Origin of the sequence: Brochothrix campestris FSL F6-1037 (assembly GCF_000525915.1) — a bacterium.
Taxonomy (GTDB): Bacteria; Bacillota; Bacilli; order Lactobacillales; family Listeriaceae; genus Brochothrix; species Brochothrix campestris.
Genome location: NZ_AODH01000044.1, coordinates 1 through 19,572 on the forward strand (window position 1 = coordinate 1; position 19,572 = coordinate 19,572).

21 protein-coding genes, 1 pseudogene and 1 riboswitch are annotated in these 19,572 nt (G+C 43.4%); of the genes and pseudogenes, 20 read left to right on the plus strand and 2 right to left on the minus strand.

Annotated elements, in window-relative coordinates; genetic code table 11:
- On the minus strand, positions 1–257 hold a 257-nt coding region (locus tag BCAMP_RS09515; RefSeq protein WP_035315227.1), incomplete at its 3' end, for an ROK family protein.
- 190 nt (positions 258–447) lie between these two features.
- Here BCAMP_RS09515 and BCAMP_RS09520 point away from each other — a divergent pair.
- From BCAMP_RS09520 to BCAMP_RS09530, 4 genes are all read left to right on the plus strand, one after another.
- Complete coding sequence (locus BCAMP_RS09520; RefSeq protein ID WP_035315228.1) at positions 448–1,110, plus strand: HD domain-containing protein; 663 nt, start codon at positions 448–450, stop codon at positions 1,108–1,110.
- 14 nt (positions 1,111–1,124) lie between these two features.
- Positions 1,125–1,301 carry a hypothetical protein gene (locus BCAMP_RS13590; protein WP_156921213.1) on the plus strand — a complete coding sequence of 59 codons (177 nt, stop codon included), beginning with the start codon at positions 1,125–1,127 and terminating at the stop codon, positions 1,299–1,301.
- A 68-nt stretch (positions 1,302–1,369) separates the two neighbouring features.
- A complete protein-coding gene (locus BCAMP_RS09525) occupies positions 1,370–2,044 on the plus strand; it encodes a MurR/RpiR family transcriptional regulator (RefSeq protein WP_051457023.1) in 675 nt (224 codons plus the stop codon).
- A 130-nt stretch (positions 2,045–2,174) separates the two neighbouring features.
- On the plus strand, positions 2,175–3,602 hold the full coding sequence (locus tag BCAMP_RS09530; protein WP_035315229.1) for a 6-phospho-beta-glucosidase: 1,428 nt from the start codon (positions 2,175–2,177) through the stop codon (positions 3,600–3,602).
- Positions 3,603–4,051: 449 nt separating this feature from the next.
- Here the strand turns inward: BCAMP_RS09530 and BCAMP_RS09535 are convergent, their stop codons facing one another.
- Positions 4,052–4,450, minus strand: a complete 399-nt coding sequence (locus BCAMP_RS09535; protein ID WP_035315230.1) for a DUF4430 domain-containing protein — start codon at positions 4,448–4,450, stop codon at positions 4,052–4,054.
- A gap of 366 nt (positions 4,451–4,816) precedes the next feature.
- On the opposite strand from BCAMP_RS09535, the gene BCAMP_RS09540 reads away from it, so the two are divergent.
- From BCAMP_RS09540 to BCAMP_RS09610, 16 genes and pseudogenes are all read left to right on the plus strand, one after another.
- Positions 4,817–5,587, plus strand: coding sequence for a CbiQ family ECF transporter T component (locus BCAMP_RS09540; protein WP_269479288.1), 771 nt, complete (start codon positions 4,817–4,819; stop codon positions 5,585–5,587).
- Positions 5,566–7,188, plus strand: a complete 1,623-nt coding sequence (locus BCAMP_RS09545) for an ABC transporter ATP-binding protein (RefSeq protein WP_035315232.1) — start codon at positions 5,566–5,568, stop codon at positions 7,186–7,188. The genes BCAMP_RS09540 and BCAMP_RS09545 overlap by 22 nt, the downstream gene beginning before the upstream one ends.
- Positions 7,182–7,904, plus strand: coding sequence for an ECF transporter S component (locus BCAMP_RS09550; protein WP_035315233.1), 723 nt, complete (start codon positions 7,182–7,184; stop codon positions 7,902–7,904). The genes BCAMP_RS09545 and BCAMP_RS09550 overlap by 7 nt, the downstream gene beginning before the upstream one ends.
- Positions 7,901–8,353 carry a EutP/PduV family microcompartment system protein gene (locus tag BCAMP_RS09555; RefSeq protein WP_035315234.1) on the plus strand — a complete coding sequence of 151 codons (453 nt, stop codon included), beginning with the start codon at positions 7,901–7,903 and terminating at the stop codon, positions 8,351–8,353. The genes BCAMP_RS09550 and BCAMP_RS09555 overlap by 4 nt, the downstream gene beginning before the upstream one ends.
- Positions 8,337–8,900 (plus strand): cob(I)yrinic acid a,c-diamide adenosyltransferase, encoded by a 564-nt coding sequence (locus tag BCAMP_RS09560; protein ID WP_035315235.1) that lies wholly within the window; start codon positions 8,337–8,339, stop codon positions 8,898–8,900. The genes BCAMP_RS09555 and BCAMP_RS09560 overlap by 17 nt, the downstream gene beginning before the upstream one ends.
- 66 nt (positions 8,901–8,966) lie before the next feature.
- A riboswitch (adenosylcobalamin (AdoCbl) riboswitch) is annotated at positions 8,967–9,111 on the plus strand.
- The gene (locus BCAMP_RS13595) at positions 9,103–9,282 is read left to right on the plus strand and encodes a hypothetical protein (protein ID WP_198015769.1); all 180 of its coding nucleotides are present in this window, start codon (positions 9,103–9,105) and stop codon (positions 9,280–9,282) included. Its footprint overlaps the riboswitch before it by 9 nt.
- Before the next feature lie 132 nt (positions 9,283–9,414).
- Positions 9,415–10,547, plus strand: a pseudogene (locus BCAMP_RS09565) (1-propanol dehydrogenase PduQ).
- A 206-nt stretch (positions 10,548–10,753) separates the two neighbouring features.
- Positions 10,754–11,080 carry a BMC domain-containing protein gene (locus tag BCAMP_RS09570; protein ID WP_198015770.1) on the plus strand — a complete coding sequence of 109 codons (327 nt, stop codon included), beginning with the start codon at positions 10,754–10,756 and terminating at the stop codon, positions 11,078–11,080.
- A gap of 34 nt (positions 11,081–11,114) precedes the next feature.
- Entirely contained in the window at positions 11,115–11,687 is a 573-nt protein-coding gene (locus tag BCAMP_RS09575; RefSeq protein WP_035315238.1) for an ANTAR domain-containing response regulator, read from the plus strand.
- Positions 11,680–13,089: a sensor histidine kinase gene (locus BCAMP_RS09580; protein WP_035315239.1), complete on the plus strand. Its 1,410-nt coding sequence runs from the start codon at positions 11,680–11,682 to the stop codon at positions 13,087–13,089. The genes BCAMP_RS09575 and BCAMP_RS09580 overlap by 8 nt, the downstream gene beginning before the upstream one ends.
- An 87-nt stretch (positions 13,090–13,176) precedes the next feature.
- Positions 13,177–14,607 carry an ethanolamine ammonia-lyase reactivating factor EutA gene (gene eutA, locus BCAMP_RS09585; protein ID WP_035315240.1) on the plus strand — a complete coding sequence of 477 codons (1,431 nt, stop codon included), beginning with the start codon at positions 13,177–13,179 and terminating at the stop codon, positions 14,605–14,607.
- 21 nt (positions 14,608–14,628) lie between these two features.
- Complete coding sequence (locus tag BCAMP_RS09590) at positions 14,629–15,993, plus strand: ethanolamine ammonia-lyase subunit EutB (RefSeq protein ID WP_035315241.1); 1,365 nt, start codon at positions 14,629–14,631, stop codon at positions 15,991–15,993.
- A gap of 162 nt (positions 15,994–16,155) precedes the next feature.
- Positions 16,156–16,917, plus strand: a complete 762-nt coding sequence (eutC, locus tag BCAMP_RS09595; RefSeq protein ID WP_408605192.1) for an ethanolamine ammonia-lyase subunit EutC — start codon at positions 16,156–16,158, stop codon at positions 16,915–16,917.
- An 18-nt stretch (positions 16,918–16,935) separates the two neighbouring features.
- Positions 16,936–17,589 (plus strand): ethanolamine utilization microcompartment protein EutL, encoded by a 654-nt coding sequence (gene eutL, locus BCAMP_RS09600; protein ID WP_035315244.1) that lies wholly within the window; start codon positions 16,936–16,938, stop codon positions 17,587–17,589.
- Positions 17,590–17,604: 15 nt separating this feature from the next.
- Entirely contained in the window at positions 17,605–18,096 is a 492-nt protein-coding gene (locus tag BCAMP_RS09605) for a BMC domain-containing protein (protein WP_035315245.1), read from the plus strand.
- Positions 18,093–19,541 carry an acetaldehyde dehydrogenase (acetylating) gene (locus BCAMP_RS09610; protein ID WP_051457024.1) on the plus strand — a complete coding sequence of 483 codons (1,449 nt, stop codon included), beginning with the start codon at positions 18,093–18,095 and terminating at the stop codon, positions 19,539–19,541. The genes BCAMP_RS09605 and BCAMP_RS09610 overlap by 4 nt, the downstream gene beginning before the upstream one ends.
- Positions 19,542–19,572: the final 31 nt, after the last annotated feature.

The window sequence follows — 19,572 nt, forward strand, 5'->3', positions numbered from 1 at the left end:
TCGAATTGTTGCCACGCGATTTTTGGTGTTGCTAAAATCGAGCCATAGGTCGGTGAAACTTCGTTGACGTCAATCGGTCCAAAGGACCCAATCGCCAAAGCATCAAGTTGATGCGGTTCAAAAAAAGCAAAGACGGCCGCTAATGTTTCAGTTGGTGTGGTCGTCGGTAATGAGATGCGCTCAAGCAGTTGTAGGTTTTCATCAGCAACGGCACAAACAAATTTTGTGCCGCCCGCTTCAATTGCGCCTAGTAACATGTTATCCAGCTCCTTTAGGATGTAATTATTGTAAGCGTTTCAATTATATCACAAAAGACTATACTTTTAAAAAAAGATTTAGAGCTGATAGTACTTAATGACCTTTTTAAGCTGTAATAGGCTATTCCATTTAAAGTCACTCTCACGTATAATAAAGAAAAAAGGTTCTTGATAAAAGGTAGGTGCCCGAATGAAACAGACACAAAGTGAACAAGTTATTCTTGAAAAAACAGAAGATTTTGTTAAATCAAAGCTCGCCGGTGACACCACCGGTCACGATTGGTGGCATATTGAACGCGTTCGCACACTGGCGGTTTCACTGGCCGCGGCTGAAAAGGCCAATCGGTTTATTTGTGAAATGGCCGCGTTATTACATGATGTCATCGATGATAAGTTAGTGGCTGATGAGGCTGTTGCGACAGGTGAAGTAGTCGCTTGGTTAGTGGAGCAACAGGTGAATGCCAGTGATAGCGCAGAGATACTAGCGATCATTCAGGATATGTCATTTAAAGGTGGCGCTAATGAAGGTAAGGTCTTATCCCTCGAAGGTCAGGTCGTACAAGATGCTGATCGGTTAGATGCAATCGGTGCGATTGGCATTGCGCGCACAATGATATATACAGGTGCTAAGGGGCGGCCAATGCATCTGCCTGAGAAGCAACCACGTGAACGCCTTACCCTCGAACAATACCGTAACGGTGAGGATACAGCGATTATGCATTTTTATGAAAAATTACTAAGTTTAAAATCATTGATGAATACGCCGTCTGCGCAAATGAAAGCTGCACAACGTCATGCGTTTTTGGAAGAATACTTAACACAGTTTTTCGCTGAATGGCAGGGCGAACGTTAATAAAGGAGAAAAGAATGAAAAATTTAACTGTTACAAAGTTTTTTTTAACATTAGTGATGTTGGCAGCGCTTATTTTTCAGCGTCAAATAGGCTATACGCGTAGTCTTATTTTAGCGGGGATTGTCATCGCTTATTTTATTATAGAGGGCATTTTGCGCACGCGCAAAGGCAATCAATCAACGAAGAAATAGATGAGGTGATGTGGGGATGTTTACGTATGAAATCATTCAAAAATTCAATGACTTAGAAATGGTACTCTATGAATACATTCAAAAAAAAACCACGGTCTGTTCTTGAAATGACAGTGCGTGAATTAGGAGATGCGGTTCATGTCTCGAGTTCAACGGTGATGCGGTTTTGTAAAAAATGTGGCTGTGAAGGCTATACTGAATTTCGTTACCGTTATAAAATGGCACTTGAGCAAAAATTAGAACAACAAGAGCCAGAAAATGCGATAACAGCGATGATTAATTATTTTAGTTATATTAATAATCCAGTATTTGAAGCTAAAATCACACGTATTGTGAAATCACTTCAAACTGCGCAACAAATTGTGTTTGTGGGGATTGGCACATCGGGTGCAATTGCGAAATACGGTGCCCGTTATTTTTCAATGAACGGCCGTTACAGTTCGTACTTAGAAGATCCTTATTATCCTGTGCTGGAAGAATTAAATCAAGGGACATTGGTGATTGCGTTATCCATCAGTGGTGAAACAAAAGAAACAGTGGTATTAATCGATCGGCTTAAACAAAATGGGGCGCGGATTATTAGTATTACCAATCGTGAAAATGCGACGATTGGGCGGATGTCAGTTGAAACGATTGCTTATAACATGACGAACGACCGGTTGGAAGGCAGTTACAACATGGCAAGTCAGGTGCCGGTTGTGTTTATCATTGAAGAAATCGCTCGTCGATTACATCATAAATGATACAACTTGTTTCAGCGATGGCACATGTATCTTTAAAGAAAAATTTGTGTTTTAAACAATGAAAACGCTTCTTTCGGAGCGTTTTTTTGCTATGCTTAACACATAAGCTTATTGATGAAGGAGGAACATGATGACAAACTTACCGAAGGATTTCTTATGGGGTGGTGCTGTTGCGGCCCATCAAGTTGAGGGTGCTTGGAATGTAGCTGGCAAAGGCGAAAGCATTGCTGACGTTTTAACAGGTGGTGCGCACGGCGTAGACAGAATCATTACCACCGCGATTGAAGAAAAATATATGTATCCCAATCATGAAGCAGTGGATTTTTATCATAACTATAAAGCAGATATTGCTTTATTTGCGGAGCTGGGCTTTAAATGTTTTCGGACATCGATTGCATGGTCACGTATTTTTCCGTTAGGTGATGAAGCTGAACCGAACGAAGTAGGCTTGCAGTTTTACGATGATTTATTTGACGAGTTATTAAAATACAACATTGAGCCGGTCATTACATTGTCTCATTTTGAGATGCCAAATCATTTGGTGAAAACCTATGGTGGCTGGAAAAATCGCAGGGTAATTGATTTCTTCGTGCATTATGCAGATGTTGTATTGCAACGTTATCAGCATAAGGTCAAATATTGGATGACCTTTAACGAAATTAACAATCAAAAAAGTTATGATGTGCCATTGTTCGGCTATACGAACTCGGGTGTTGTGTTCAACAACGAGCCGAATCCAGAAGAAACAATGTATCAAGTGGTGCATCATCAATTAGTAGCGAGTGCGAAGGTTGTTGCATTAGGTCATGCCATCAAGGCTGATCTGAAAATCGGCTGTATGATGGCGATTGTGCCGCTCTATCCTTATTCATGTCATCCTGATGATATCATGTTAGCGGTTGAAGCGATGCATGACCGTTACTTATTCAGTGATGTGCATGTACGAGGTTATTATCCGAGTTATGCCTACAAGGAATGGGAACAAAAAGGCTTTAACATCGATATTACCGCCGATGATTTAGCAGTACTTAAGGCTGGAACGGTTGATTACATCGGTCTGAGTTATTACATGTCTAAAACGGTGCGTGCACATTTCGAGGACGAGGAGACAACTGCTGATTTTGAAGGGACGGTTCCTAATCCACATGTGCAAGCATCGGACTGGGGCTGGCAAATTGATCCAGTCGGATTACGCTATTCGTTAAATGTGTTGTATGAACGCTATCAAATCCCCTTATTTATTGTCGAAAATGGCTTTGGTGCAGTCGATGAGATCGAGCCAGATGGCAGTGTCAACGACCAATACCGGATTGATTATTTGAAGGCGCATATTGCAGAAATGATCAAAGCGGTGACACTCGATGGTGTTGATTTAATGGGGTACACGCCTTGGGGCTGTATTGATTGTGTCTCGTTTGGAACAGGCGAATATAAAAAACGTTACGGTTTTATTTATGTCGATAAACATGATGATGGCAGTGGTACGATGAAACGCTCGAAGAAAAAAAGTTTTGACTGGTTTAAAGAAGTCGTCGCGAGTAATGGCGCTCATTTATAATCAAAAAACGTGTTCCTTTCCAATTGATGGAAGAGAACACGTTTTTTGAGTTAGAGAAGTTGAACAAGCTGAAGTCATTTTTGTTTCACTTTTGTTCTTCTAGTATTTAAAGCCTAAACTTGGGTGATTTCAAAAATAACGCATCGACGGTAAATAGTCGAGACGTTATTTTCTCCAATCACTGCCGTTTAAACCGGCTTTAAAGTACTTTTGTTCTTCTAGTATTTAAAGCCTAAACTTGGGTGATTTCAAAAATAACGCATCGACGGTAAATAGTCGAGACGTTATTTTCTCCAATCACTGCCGTTTAAACCGGCTTTAAAGTACTTTTGTTCTTCCAGTTCAATCAGCTAAAGGCTGTCTGAATTTCGCCTTTTCGTTTCGGCACAAATACCCGAATACTCAAAGCCGCCAATTTAGTTGCTTTTGACGAGCTGATTTCACTTTTGTTACTTAATTTCCATTTCTTCTAATTTCCATAATACCTTATCGCCTTTTTTAAGGGTTGTTTTGTTAGCACCAGTTGTTACTTCTTTGTCATTGATTGTGAATAACCAGTACATTTGTTTATCGGTATTTTGGACGACGTCGTTCAGGCTCGTTACGAAACCATCTTTTTCAACAACGGTGAAGTTGTCTTTCATAATGTCTAATAACGATGTTTCGGTTGCAAACGACACGTCTTTTTTGGCGATTTGTTTGCCTTCTTGTTGTAAGGTAATTGTCGCTGTTTCTGTGGTGTTTGTCGCTTTTTTATCGGTTTCTTTGTTGGACGAACATGCGCTTAGTACAAACAGTAAGCAAAGAGAAACTAAAATAAGAAACGGTGTTTTGAATGATTTTTTCATGGTGATACCCCCTTTTTGTTTGAATACATCCACAGTGTAGGGGAAAATGTTTTTAAAAGCAACTAGCAAATTGACAAATGCTAAAAAAAGGGCTATGATAAAGCTATCTTTTTAAGCGATCTGTACAATGGTGTACAGTAACACGTATGGCAATGAAGCCCAAATTTCCCGATGGTTGACATCGATAGTTTGGTGCTTCATTTTTTTTTGATAAGGCATTATATGTCTAAAATACGACGTTTTCAACGAAAGGAGCGTTTCTTATTAAACTGGTGTTCGAAAGCTATCACCCCATCGTCAATCTACTCTACTTTATTTGTGTGATGATTGTGACGATGGTGTACTTACATCCCATTTTACTTATCAGTGAAGCACTCATTTTGTTCGTTATCTGTTTTTTTTTATCTTTCCTACAAGCAAATCGGCCGTTTTTTAAAGCTAAGTGTTTGGATGGGGATAGCGATTATTATGCTGAATGTGCTCTTTAATCAGAATGGTTCAATCGTCTTATGGACTATCTTCAGTCGTTCTTTTACATTAGAAGCGTTAGTAGCAGGAGGTTTGTATTTTTTATCGTATCTTTGCTTACTCTTACTTTTCATCCTTCTCAATCAGATGCTCGGTTCGGCGAAGTTATTGTTGCTTGGTGCCAAGCGGCTGCCACAGTTTACACTGTTACTGCTGATTAGTTTGCGTTTTTTGAAATTATTTACAAGTCGGATGAAACAGATACAGGCAGTCCAAACTGTACAAGGTGTCTCGGTAGCAACCGGTTCGTTAAAAGCGCGTTTGCACAATGGTGGCTTACTCGTCAAGGCATTACTCGTCAGCAGTTTAGAAGAAGCACTCGTCAGTGCTGATAGTATGTCAGCCCGAGGGTATGGCTTAAAAAAAAGGACGCATTACCAGCACTATCTTATAAGTAGACGTGATGTTGTTCTTGCCAGTTTAATGTTAGTCGTAACAATTGGACTCTGCTATTTTCAAGAGCAGGGGCAGTTCACGCTTTATCCGTTAACATCGCCTTTAGCAGTTAGTTGGCTGGGTGTGTTGCTCTTTAGTGTGAGCGGTCTGCTTGTCGCTTTACCAATAATAATTGAAGGGATGGATCGTCTATGGTGGTTCTTTCACAAATAACACAGCTACAGTTTCGCTACTTGCAATCGGTGCAACTAAATTTAACGGATATCGATGTGACGGTGAATGAAGGGGATTTTATTGTGGTTGCAGGTCCGTCGGGTAGTGGTAAATCGACCTTGCTCCGCCACTTCAAAAAAGAATTACTTCCAGTCGGCGCACGCAAAGGCAGTGTAACATTCGACGGTCAAGCGTTGCAATCGTTAGACAGTGAAGAAGCCGTATCACAAATTGGGTTTGTTATGCAAGACCCAGATCAACAACTGGTGTGTGATACAGTGATTGAAGAGTTGGCTTTTGCGCTCGAGAATGTGGGGTGTAAGCCTGCTGAGATGCGTCGTAAAATTGCTGAAATTGTTAGTTTTCTAGGATTAGAACAGCTCTTACATACAGCGGTCGAACAGTTATCTGGTGGTCAGAAACAGTTGGTGAACTTGGCTGCGGTCTTGCTGCTACAACCGCGTTTACTTGTCTTAGATGAACCAACGGCTCAACTCGATCCGATTGCGACCCGTGAATTTTTTGATATATTAAAGCGGGCGCATGAGGAGTTAAACATGACCATAATTATGAGTGAACATCAGTTAGAGGGTGTGTCTGAATTGGCAAATCGTCTGCTGTTTATGGCGGGTGGACGGTTGATTGCGGACAATCTTCCCACGGTGGTCTTTCAGCAGTTATTTTCAATGCCGGCCTATCGCTCTTTTATCCCATCACTCACGCGCCTCTTTCTCGAAACAAAGACGACCGCCAATTTGCCATTAACGTTGGCAGGAGCTCGTCGCCAATTGCCACAAACATTAGCAAAGCATAGGATGCTTGAGGCAACATCAGCACCAGCAAAAGATAGTGTGTTGGCAGTGAAGCACGGCTATTTCACGTACGAACCTAAGGGTGAGTGGGTATTACAGCATCTCAATGTCACCTTACATGCACACGAGTGTCTAGCCCTACTAGGAGGGAACGGCTCAGGAAAGTCGACCTTATTGCGGGTGATCGCAGGGATGGCTACGTTACGTCGTGGTCAAGTGTGCTTTCACGGCAAGGTACGTCAGCAACGAACGGTTACTCAAGTGGGCTATTTGGCACAAAATCCGGGTCAACATTTCCTCTATGACACTGTTAGCGAGGAGTTAACGGAAGCTTGCAAACGAATCGGTCTATCTGAGATTGATAAGCGAGTGGACCAGACGCTCGCACGTTTTGAAATCGAGTCGATAGCCCAGACGAATCCGCATGATTGTAGTGGTGGAGAACAGCAGCTCGTTGCCTTAGCTCTGCTCTTGTTGGCGAATCCTCAAGTGCTACTGCTCGATGAACCGACTAAGGGCATTGATCCACAACGCAAGGCGATTCTCGTCAAGCAATTGCGGGCCTTGAAAGCGAGTGGTGTTAGTTTAATGATTGCGACCCATGATGTTAATTTTGTGGCGGAGGTTGCGGATCGCTGTGTGCTTTTATTTGATGGAAAAATTAGTGCAAGTGATGAACCCAAGCAGTTTTTAAGCAATAATCTTTTTTATACGACAGCAATTAACCGGTTGGTACGACAGCAATTACCAACAGCAATACGATGGGAGGAGGTGGCCGCAGTATGGTAGCCTATTTTAACCGGCGGTCAGTGCAAGTAACGCTTGTCTTTCTCGTCTTAATTGCCGTGTTTAGCTATACGGTTTTCGTCACTGAAAAAAACTATGTTCTCCTCAGTTTCATTATTTTAACACTCGTGTTGCTATTGTTTATTTCTCGCTTCGAGAGCCGCCGTGTCAGTTCGAAAGAAATGGTTTTTTTAGCGGTGCTAATTGCCGTTGCAAGTGCCAGTCGTTTACCTTTTGTCGTTATCCCTAATGTGCAACCTGTCACGTTTTTTGTCATTATTTGTGGGATTGCTTTTGGGGCGGAATCGGGCTTTTTAGTCGGTGCAAGTGTCGCCCTTGTCTCCAATCTTGTACTTGGTCAAGGGACGTGGACACCGTGGCAAATGTTAGCTTGGGGATTGATTGGTTTTACAGCTGGTTTGTTACGAAAAACACCGTTGTTACAAAAACGACCGTTGCTTATTGGCTTTGGTTTTGTCGTCGCCTTTTTATACGGTTGGCTGTTGAATTTACATTACACACTCATCTATGTCCGACCGTTAACCTGGGAGGCACTCTGGACGGCAAATTTAGCAAGTGCGAGCTTTGATTTAATGCACGCTCTAGGAAATGGCTTCTTTTTGGCTGTATTTACGACCGCCTTTCTCAAAATAATCCGTCGTTTTCAACTGAAATATGGTCTCGTGTTACCACGTGATGACGGGAGGAGTGAACCATGAAAAAAGTAATGTTTATCGGTCCAATCGGCTGTGGCAAGACGACTTTGACACAGCGTTTACAAGGCCTCGCTTTAAACTATGATAAAACACAGGCTGTCGCCTTCTACCCCGATATGATTGATACACCGGGTGAGTACATGCTCCACCGTCAGTATTATAGCGCCTTATCCGTAACAGCTGCTGAGGCAGATGTCGTCGCCTTAATGCAAAGCGTCAGCGATGAGGAACAACTTTTTGCACCCGGATTTGGTGGTATTTTCAATAAACCAATCATTGGTATCGTTTCAAAAAGCGATGAGGCCACTTCGAGCGCACAAATTGAACAGCTTCAACAACGCCTACGCGAGGCAGGTGCCCAACAGCTCTTTTGTCTGTCAGCGGTGGATGAAACCGGAATTGCACAATTACTCAGTTACTTGAAGGAGGAAGAAGATGAAACTTTACACTAAAACAGGAGATGCCGGCAACACAAAGTTAGTTGGCGGTCGCACGGTTAGCAAAGCATCAGAACGGGTTGCGTCATATGGTACAATTGATGAACTTAATTCGTGGTTGGGTTATCTCCTCATCCAAGTCAATCCCTTACACAGCGACATTCGTTATGATATTGAAATGATTCAGCAAGTGTTGTTTGATTGCGGCACGGACTTAGCGACGCCGGATGGTCACCGCGACTATCGCGTAGTGGAACCTCAGGTGACATGGCTCGAAGGTCGAATCGATGTCTATGCGACAGAACCGCCATTAATCGAACAGTTCATCATTCCGGGGGGGACGTTGGATGCGTCATTATTGCACATTGCAAGGACGACGACCCGCCGTGCCGAGCGTCACATTGTCGGTTTGATGGCAACAGATACAATTAATACGGCTGTTTTACGGTTCATCAACCGTCTATCAGATTATTTTTATGCGGTCGCGCGAGCTGTCAATGCACGCCAGGGTACAGCTGATGTCTTTTATCAAAACAGCGATAAGGTGTTTCATAATTTTTAATAGTTGAAATATCAGACTGCGCATGATAGACTTGCTGTAGTTAGAAAGAACTAACTGCGGTAAGGTAAACGAAGTAAGTTGACGATGTCAAATGGAAGTTGGTGTAAATCCAACGCGGTCCCGCCACTGTAAGAAGTATGCGTACTTTAAGCCAGGTCTTTTTGCATCGTCACTGTTACGGACTGTTTCGAGGTAAAACAGGATGTTTTTTCGTCAAGTGAAAAAGCCCATTGTTTTTTGCAGCGTAACAGGTGTACCAGGTTATCTCTACCGGGCACAACGGTGTGCATGCAAGATAAAAAGCAATGGGCACGTCACCTTCGCTGCAGTGGGTGGTTCAAAACGAGGCAGTTTTGAAGCGTTGCCCTTTTTTGTTGTGTAACCCTAATTAAATACGTATCATACGATGATGTATGTCTAATAAGCAGAGAAGCTTTGAAGGCCGTCTTTTGACGGTTCTTTGAAGCTTCTTTTTTTTACATCGTCAGCAGTAGTTATCGAAGGAGGAAATGAAATGAAAAAATTACAGATGCAAACAACCATTTATACAGGGGAAGGGGCATTAGAAGCGTTAGCAACATATACGAACAAAAAGATTTTTATCGTCACAGACCCATTCATGGTGTCATCGGGTTTGTTAGAACAGGTGATGGTACACTTTGATTCATCAAATACAACGGCAGTTTTAGTGAGATTACCCCTGATCCACCGATTGAAACAGTCGTTGCTGGGATTGAAGCAATGCAAGCGTTCGAAGGAGAGTTAATGGTTGCACTCGGTGGTGGTTCGGCGATTGATGCGGCTAAAGCAATGAAATACTTTGCGACAGTGGTGAATAAAATGACCGCACTGCCTTTAATTGTGCTACCGACGACGAGTGGTACCGGTTCAGAAGTAACAAATTTTTCGATTATTACGAGTGCCGCTAAAGGTGTTAAATATCCATTAGTGACCGATGACATCCTACCTGATGTGGCGATTTTGGACGCAGCCTTAGTGAAATCCGTGCCCCCGCATATTACAGCAGATACGGGAATGGACGTCTTGACGCATGCCCTAGAGGCTTATGTCTCCACCAATGCCAATGAGATGGCTGATGCCTTAGCCGAAAAAGTCGTACAACTCGTGTTCGCTCATTTGCCACAAGCGTATCAAAATGGAGCGGACTTACAGGCACGTGAACAAATGCATGTCGCTTCTTCAATGGCAGGGATGGCGTTTAATATGACGTCGCTCGGTTTGAACCATGGGATTGCACATGCAGCCGGGGCGAAGTTACATATTGCTCACGGCCGTTTAAATACGGTGCTATTGCCGGCAATTATTGCCTACAACAGTGAACTTACGGAGGAACAAACAATCCCAACGAATCGGGCGGCTGTTCGTTATGCTCATTTGGCAAAGTTACTCGGTTTATCAGCTAGCAATACTCGCGTGGGCGTGAAAAGTTTAATCCGTGAAGTGAAAAGACTCACACAGGTGTTGGCAATGCCAATGACGTTGAAGGGGTGTGGGATTACCGATGAACAGATAGAGGCAGTTATCGCTGAAATTGCGTCTGATGCGCTCGTGGATCGCTGTACAGCAACTAATCCCCGCTGTCCTTCTGAAACCGAAGTTGTGTCGATAATTCGTCAAATTAGCTAAAAAATCAAATTGAGTAGCGTTAACTGTCTTGCGATGCTTGACATCTGATGTAAGCGTTACTATAATGGTGTTATTGAGGTACAAAGACGTACCGTATAAACGAGCAATGATGCTCCTAATAAACAGCTGGCGCTTGCGTCATGGTGTTTTTTAGGAGCTTTTTAATTGCCAATAAGAGGTGAGCGCAAGTGGAGGAAACACAACGGATGATTCAAGAATATGTGCCGGGGAAACAAGTAACACTTGCACATATTATCGCGAGTCCTAATCGCACGATTTATACAAAACTAGGTTTAGTGGAAGCTAATTATGGGGCGATTGGTATTTTAACAATCACACCGAGTGAGGCAGCTATTATTGCTGTTGATATTGCAACAAAGGCGAGCGCTGTTGAAATCGGTTTTATCGATCGTTTTAGTGGGTCAGTAGTGGTTACTGGTGACGTTTCGTCGGTTGAGGCTGCAATTACAGCCGTGTTGGCCGGATTAGAAACCATCCTTGGTTTTTCAGGTACACCAATCACACGCACTTAATGACTAATAAATTGATAGAAATGGACGTGACGTAATGAATGGACGCATTGTAGTAGTCGATGATGAACCTATTACAAGACTAGATATTCGGGAAGTATTGGAAGAGGCAGGCTACGATGTCGTAGCAGAAGCCGCCGACGGGTTTGAAGCAATAGAGGCCTGCAAAAAACATACGCCCGATTTAATCATTATGGATATTGAAATGCCAATCTTAGATGGACTGAAGGCCGGTCGAAAAATCATCACGGACAAGCTTGCAAAAGGGATCGTCTATTTATCGGCCTTCAGTGATGAAGAGTATACGAACCGGGCAAAAAAAGCGGGAGCAATCGGTTATTTAGTAAAACCGTTGCACGAAAAATCATTGGTACCGACCGTTGAAATGGCGATTGCCAAAGGCAGGGAAACAAGCGAATTAACCAAACAAATTGTAAAGTTAGGTCTGCAACTTGATGAGCGTAAAATCATCGAAAAAGCAAAGGGGTGTTTGATGGCACGCGAACAAATGACAGAGGATGACGCCTATAAAACAATTCGTGAATTGAGCATGAACAAACGTTGCCGTATGAGTGAGATTGCCGAACTGATCGTGATGAGCGATGAATAAAGCGGAAATGAAACGGTTGGTAGAAACTCAAACGGAATTAACGGCAGCCGATGTTGATGAGTTGCTCCGGGTTGCGACTGAAATCGAACAATCCTTACGTTATCGCGCCTTTGATGTCTTTATCGATGTCTTAAATAGCGTAACGAATGAAGCGGTTGTCGTATTCCATCAGCCACCGCGCGAGGGAGCCTCGCTCTATACAAGTACCGTCGTCGGCTTAGAGGCAAAGCAAAAAGATGAGCCGGGTGTGTATCGCACACTGCGGACGAGCTTAAACTCAGTCAATCTTTATGCCAATAGTCAAGAGCAACGTCTCATTGTACAGCGGGTGTATCCGATTCGCAATCGTTTTCGGACGATTGGTGTCATGATCGTTGAAGAGGACTCACATGAGGCATATGAAAAGGAACACACCATTTTAGCGCCGGTATTTAATGATGATGAAGAGACGTTTGTGGCCGATGAGTTGACGGATGAACTGTTGATTTTTAACAGTGAAGGTATGTTAGCACGAGCCAATAAGGCAGCAGTCTCGCTTTATCAAAAAATTGGTTATATCGGATCGATTCAAGGAATTCACTACGATAATCTAGCGCTCGACGGTACAACCTATGACTTTTTACTCTATCAACGGGAGCGGAAGACGCAAGGGGATCGGCGAGAGGTATCGATTGTTTATGGCAATTACCACCTCTCAATTAAGAAAATTTGGTCGCTACATGACGGACAACTCTATATGATTATTCGTGACGTAACTGATTTGCGCCAAAAAGAAGCGGAAATCATCTCAAAGTCCGTCGCGATTCGTGAAATCCATCACCGTGTCAAAAATAATTTGCAGGCAGTTATGTCACTTCTACGGATACAGGGGCGACGAGTTGACAGTGAGGAAGCAAAAATCGCATTGCAAGAAAGCATTAATCGGATGGTTGTGATTGCCCAAACGCATGAACTGCTATCGGTGCAAGTCGAGGATTCGCTGGATTTCACTGACATTTTAATGTCACTCGTACAAAATATGGAACGGTTGTTTGCCCCACTGAAACCGTTAAAGGTGAAGGTTAAAATGAACCAATCTATTTATTTAAACGGGCAACAAACGGTAAGCATTGCGCTCGTAATGAATGAGTTGCTCCAAAATGTGTATGATCATGCTTATGCTGATGGAGTCGCTGGTGAAGTTGTAATCGAGGTCAGTGAACAAAAACAGATTATCGCCATTAGTGTCGCGGATCAAGGCAAAGGATATGATGTGAAAACGGCTGGACAGTCGAGTCTTGGCTTGATGATAATTAAAAGTTATGTGACCGAGAAACTCGACGGTCAATTGACAATTGAATCGAAAAAGACGGGGACAACAACCCGAATCCTTTTCAAAAACACCTTAAACAGTGACGTTTAAGAATTCATGCAAAGATGCTTGAAGAAACGAACCAAACCTACACGTTTGGGCTTTCTTTAAGCATCTTTTTTTTGGAGGAGTGAGACTATGTCAGAAACAATGTTAACAGTCGGAATCGATTTAGGTACGTCGACAACACAACTCGTGCTATCGGAATTAACGATTGAAAACTTAGCATCAGCTTTCAGCGTACCACGGATTACAATTTCGAAAAAACGCATCATTTTTCGCAGTGATATTTTATTTACCCCGTTGCTATCAGAAGATGTGATTGATGCAGGGGCAATTAAGCGCTTTGTTTCGCAACAGTATGCCAAGGCAGGGATTGATAAAGCTGCGATTCAGATGGGGGCCGTTATTATTACGGGTGAAACCGCACGTAAAGACAATGCAGCGCTTGTACTCGAAGCCTTAAGTGGTTTTTCGGGTGACTTCGTTGTCGCTACGGCTGGTCCCGATCTTGAAAGTATTATTGCTGGCAAAGGGTCTGGGGCGGCTAGTTATTCAGCAGAGCAACTGACGCGGGTTGTTAACCTTGATATTGGAGGTGGGACGACAAACTTAGCTGTCTTTTATGATGGTGAGGTTGAAGACACCGCCTGCTTTGACATCGGTGGTCGGCTCGTGAAAATCGATCCTATCAGCCATGAAATCACTTTTATTACAGCGAAAATCAAGCGCATTATCGCCGCGAATGATTGGGCAATAACGGAAGGGATGGTCGCGACGGTTGCGAATCTCGAACCACTTGCGCGTGTCATGGCGCGCATTTTAGCCAATAGCATTGGCTTAGGTGAACGAAGTCCGTATTACGAACAGTCGATGACGCATAAGGGGTTAGCCTTATCCGAACAAATTGCCGCTGTCTCATTTTCAGGTGGAGTGGCGGATTGCATTTCAACGACACTAACTTCGGACCCGTTTAAATACGGTGATATGGGGTTGCTCTTAGGGTGGGCGATTGCAACTGACGACGCCTTTGCGGACTTACCGGTTGTTCAAGCGCTTGAAACGATTCGGGCAACTGTCGTTGGGGCAGGCTCCCATACGGCTGAAATTAGCGGCAGTACCATTACCTACACCACGGATGTTTTGCCACTGCGTAACTTACCAGTATTGAAACTCAACGGAGCTGATACAGCCCTACCAGCGGCAGCTTTAGCGACTCAAATAACCGATAAACTCAAGTGGTTTGGTACGGATGACGAGACGCAGGTTGTCGCCTTGGGGTTTGTTGGTGAAAGGAGTCCGAGTTTCAAGCGAATCACCAAATTAGCCGAGTCAATCGTTGTAGGGGTTGCACCCTTGCTACAACGACAGTTGCCATTAATTGTCATCGTCGAGCAAGATATGGCGAAGGCATTAGGTCAATCGTTGTATGCTCATTTGCCACGTGGTTATCCATTCGTATGTCTCGATAGCGTTCGGGTCGAAAATGGTGATTACATCGACATTGGTCTGCCAGTGGCTGCAGGGAAAGTACTACCTGTCATCGTCAAAACATTGGTTTTTAATTAAGTTCTATAAGGAGGAAACAAGATGATTTTGAAAACAAGTTTATTTGGAAAAGTGTATGCCTTTCAAACTGTAATGGAAGTAATGGCTAAAGCGAATGAAGAAAAATCAGGTGACCGTCTCGCAGGCGTAGCAGCAAATTCCGCTGAAGAACGGGTGGCTGCTAAAGTAGTTTTAGCCCAGTTACAATTAAAAGATCTTTTTAACAACCCTGCAGTACCATATGAAAAAGATGAGGTTACTCGGATTATTATTGATCAAGTCAACCTACGTATTTATGAAAGCATTAAAAATTGGACAGTCGAAGAACTGCGCGAATGGTTACTCGATAACAATACGACTGATTTTAATATAAAACATATCTCTCGAGGTCTTACGTCTGAAATGATTGCGGCCGTTACGAAGCTAATGTCAAACCTTGATTTAGTTGTAGCCGCTAAAAAAATCCATATCGAAAAAACTGCCAACACAACGATTGGACGTGCAGGAACTTTTTCGGCGCGATTACAACCGAATCATCCAACAGATGACCCTGATGGCATCATGGCCTCATTAATGGAAGGGCTATCGTATGGGATTGGTGATGCGGTGATTGGGCTCAACCCGGTTGATGATTCAACTGAAAGTGTGAAACGTATCTTGCATCGATTTGAAGATTTCCGCTCAGAGTGGGATATTCCAACACAAACCTGTGTCTTAGCCCATGTTAAAACTCAGATGGAAGCGATGCGCCAAGGCGCACCAACTGGGCTTGTTTTTCAATCGATTGCTGGTTCTGAAAAAGGAAATACTGCCTTTGGCTTTGACGGTTCAACCATTAGTGAGGCGAAGCAATTAGCCTTAGATACTGGGGCGGCAGCAGGACCAAACGTGATGTACTTTGAGACTGGTCAAGGATCAGAGTTATCATCTGATGCACACAACGGCTGCGACCAAGTAACAATGGAAGCGCGGTGTTATGGTTTCGCGAAGAAATACGATCCGTTTTTAGTCAATACAGTGGTTGGTTTTATCGGACCCGAATATTTATACGATTCAAAACAAGTTATCCGTGCCGGATTAGAGGATCACTTCATGGGTAAATTAACCGGTATTTCAATGGGAGTCGATGTGTGTTACACGAATCACATGAAGGCAGATCAAAACGATATCGAAAACTTATCAGTGTTGTTAACAGCAGCTGGCTGTACGTACATCATGGGAATTCCTCATGGTGACGATGTCATGTTGAACTATCAAACAACCGGTTACCATGAAACAGCAACCTTACGAGATACCTTCAACCTGAAGCCGATTAGTGAATTCGATCAATGGATGGAAAAGATGGGCTTGAGCGAAAACGGTAAATTAACAAGCCGTGCGGGCGACGCTTCAATTTTTCTTAAATAAGAAAGGGTGACTATTGTGAACGAAAAAGACTTGAAACAGATGATTGAAGAGATATTGACCGAAATGACTGATGATAAAAAAACACCAGTTACTGCTATAGCGAGCGATGAGAGTGCAACAGCAACGACATATCAACCTACAGTTGCGGACGTTGGAGAAGGGATGATTCCTGATATTACGGATGTCATCATCAAAGAACAATTTTTCGTACCGAATGCTCATGACGAGGCGGGTTACATGAAGATGAAACAGTTTACACCTGCTCGTCTTGGTTTATGGCGTGCCGGCACTCGTTATAAAACGCAATCAATTTTACGCTTCCGTGCCGATCATGCGGCGGCGCAAGATGCCGTTTTCTCGTATGTCGATGAAGAACTCGTAAAAGAAATGCAATTTATCTCAACGGAAACAGTTTGTCGTGATAAAGATGAATATGTCACTCGACCTGACCTCGGTCGTGTTTTTTCAGATGAAATGTGCCAAAAAATCGTGGCGAATACAACAAAAAGTGCCAAAATACAAATTGTCGTCGGTGATGGTCTGAGTTCAGCAGCGATTGGTGCCAATATTCGTGATATTATACCCTCAATCAAGCAAGGGTTAAAAATGTATAACCTTGATTTTGCAAAGGTTGTGTTTGTGAAACATTGTCGTGTACCGGCAATGGATAAAATCGGTGAATTAACCGATGCAGATGTTGTTTGTTTACTTGTTGGTGAGCGTCCAGGTCTAGTAACAGCTGAATCGATGAGTGCGTATATTGCATACCGTCCAACAGTCGGTATGCCTGAAGCACGTCGTACCGTGATTTCAAATATTCATAAAGGTGGAACACCACCAGTTGAAGCCGGAGCATTTGTCGCTGAACTTATTAAGGAAATGCTCGATAAGAAAAAATCTGGAATTGATTTAAAAGAAGCCTAAAGAGCGGAGGGATTTTGAATGAAAGCAGATCGATTAAAAACGACAGTACTGAGCGCTAAAATTATTTCGAATGTCGATGAGGCGATGGCTAAAGAATTAAACCTTAATTCATCACAACGTAGTCTTGGTATTATTACAGCCGACTGTGATGATGTCACTTATATCGCGTTAGATGAAGCGACCAAAGCTGTTCCGGTTGACGTCGTTTACGCAAAAAGTTTTTACGGTGGCGCGGGCAATGCTCAAACGAAATTAGCAGGAGAAGTGATTGGAATCATTGCGGGGCCGAGTCCAGCTGAGGTCACAAGTGGATTGGATGTTGCGTTAGCAACGATTGAAAATGGCCCCTCATTCATCTCTGCCAACGCTGACGATTCCGTGCCCTATTTAGCTTATTGTATTGCCCGAACAGGCTCGCATTTAGCAAAAGAGGCAAATATTACTGAAGGAGAAGCGGTGGCCTATTTAATCGCACCGCCAATGGAAGCCATCTATGCGCTCGATTTTGCCTTAAAGGCAGCCGATGTCAGTTTAGCTGCTTTTTATGGCCCACCATCAGAAACAAACTTCGGTGGCGCCTTGTTAACAGGAACTCAATCAGCGTGTAAGGCAGCTTGTGATGCATTTGAACGTGCAGTTATCGACGTGGCAGCCAATCCGCTTAACTATTAGAAGGTGGCGATAATGATGGAAAATAGAGCGTTAGGCCTTATCGAAGTGCGTGGCTATCTTGGGGCAGTAGCGGCAGCCGATGCAACTGTTAAGGCGGCAGAAGTCGAATTGATTCAGGCTGAAGTCATTAGTGGTGGCTTAACAACGATTCAAGTGATGGGCGATGTCGGTGCGGTAACCGCTGGGATTGAGAGTGGTCGCATGGCAGCTGAAGCACTCGGTTGCCTTGTAGCAAGTCATGTCATAGCCCGCCTCGATGCAGAGACACAACAGTTAATTGTAAAAAAACAACCAGACGTTGCAAAAAAACAACCAGACGTTGTAGCGACTACTCCTAAGCGCGTCTTTGCTTACGACCAATTAAAACAGTTAAAGGTTGAACAATTACGCAAAATGGCCTTAAAAAACCAAGTGAAACGCATTAAAAAAGGCGATATTAAATTCGCCAACAAGCAAACTTTAATCGATGCGTTACTCGCTCATAATGAAAGTGGTGAAGATAAATGATATTAGATAAAGACTTGGCATCAATTCAAGAAGTACGCAATTTGTTAGCTGCCGCTAAAGCAGCCCAACAACAAATAGCTAGCTATCCGCAAGAAAAAATCAACGATCTTTGTCGGGCAATTGCCAACGCCTGTTATGATCAACGTGAACCATTAGCGAAGATGGCACACGAAGAAACTGGCTTTGGTCTTTGGCAAGATAAGGTGATTAAAAATGCCTTCGGTTCAAAAGTGGTCTTTGAACAAATCAAAGATATGAAAACAATTGGTGTTTTAAGTGACGATACAACTACTGGCATAATGGAAGTAGCTGTTCCGATGGGTGTGGTTGCTGGTTTGATTCCCTCAACCAATCCAACGTCAACTGTGATGTACAAAGCACTTATTTCAATCAAGGCGGGTAACGGTATTGTCTTTTCGCCACATCCAAATGCATTAAACAGTATTTTGGCAACAATTGCCGTTATTAACGAAGCAATTGAAAGCGTGGGCGGACCCGTAGGTTTAGTCGGCTGTATGAGTAAGGCGACAATGCAAGGCACGAGCGAATTAATGAAGCATAATGATACGGCGATTATATTAGCAACAGGTGGTTCGGCAATGGTCAAAGCAGCCTATTCATCAGGTACGCCAGCAATTGGTGTCGGACCTGGTAACGGACCGGCCTTTATTGAACGCTCGGCTAACATTAAACAGGCAGTCAAACACATCCTTGATTCAAAAACGTTTGATAACGGAACAATCTGTGCATCTGAACAATCTATCGTTGTCGAAGAAGTAAGTAAGGCAGCTGTTGTGGCTGAACTTGAACAGCAAGGGGGCTACTTTTTATCAGTGGCCGAAGCGAAGCAGCTGGAACAATTCATCATGCGGGCAAATGGTACGATGAATCCACAAATCGTCGGGAAGTCAGTGCAGCGAATTGCCGATTTAGCAGGTTTAAACGTTCCACAAACAGCCCGCGTGCTCATTGCTGAAGAAACACGGGTAGGACCAAAAGCACCTTACTCGCGTGAGAAACTCGCACCGATTTTAGCCTTCTATACAACGGCAACAGCTGAAGCAGCCTGTGCGCTTTGTATCGATATTTTAAACCAAGAAGGTGCCGGTCATACGATGGTGATTCACTCTGAGGATAAACAAATCATTCGCGAGTTTGCCTTGCATAAACCGGTGTCACGCTTATTAGTCAACACACCTGGTGCCTTAGGTGGCATTGGCGCGACAACGAACCTTATGCCGGCCTTAACGTTAGGCTGTGGTGCAGTTGGTGGCAGTTCAACATCAGATAATATTAGCCCTACAAACCTGTTCAACATTCGCCGTATCGCCTATGGTGTCCGTGAACTTGAAGAATTACGCGGCGAAACACCTGCAACAACAAATGATGCGCAGGAAGAACTAATTAATAGCTTGATTGAGAAAGTCTTAGAACGATTACATTAATAAGGAGCGTCTCGTACGTCACCTTATTATA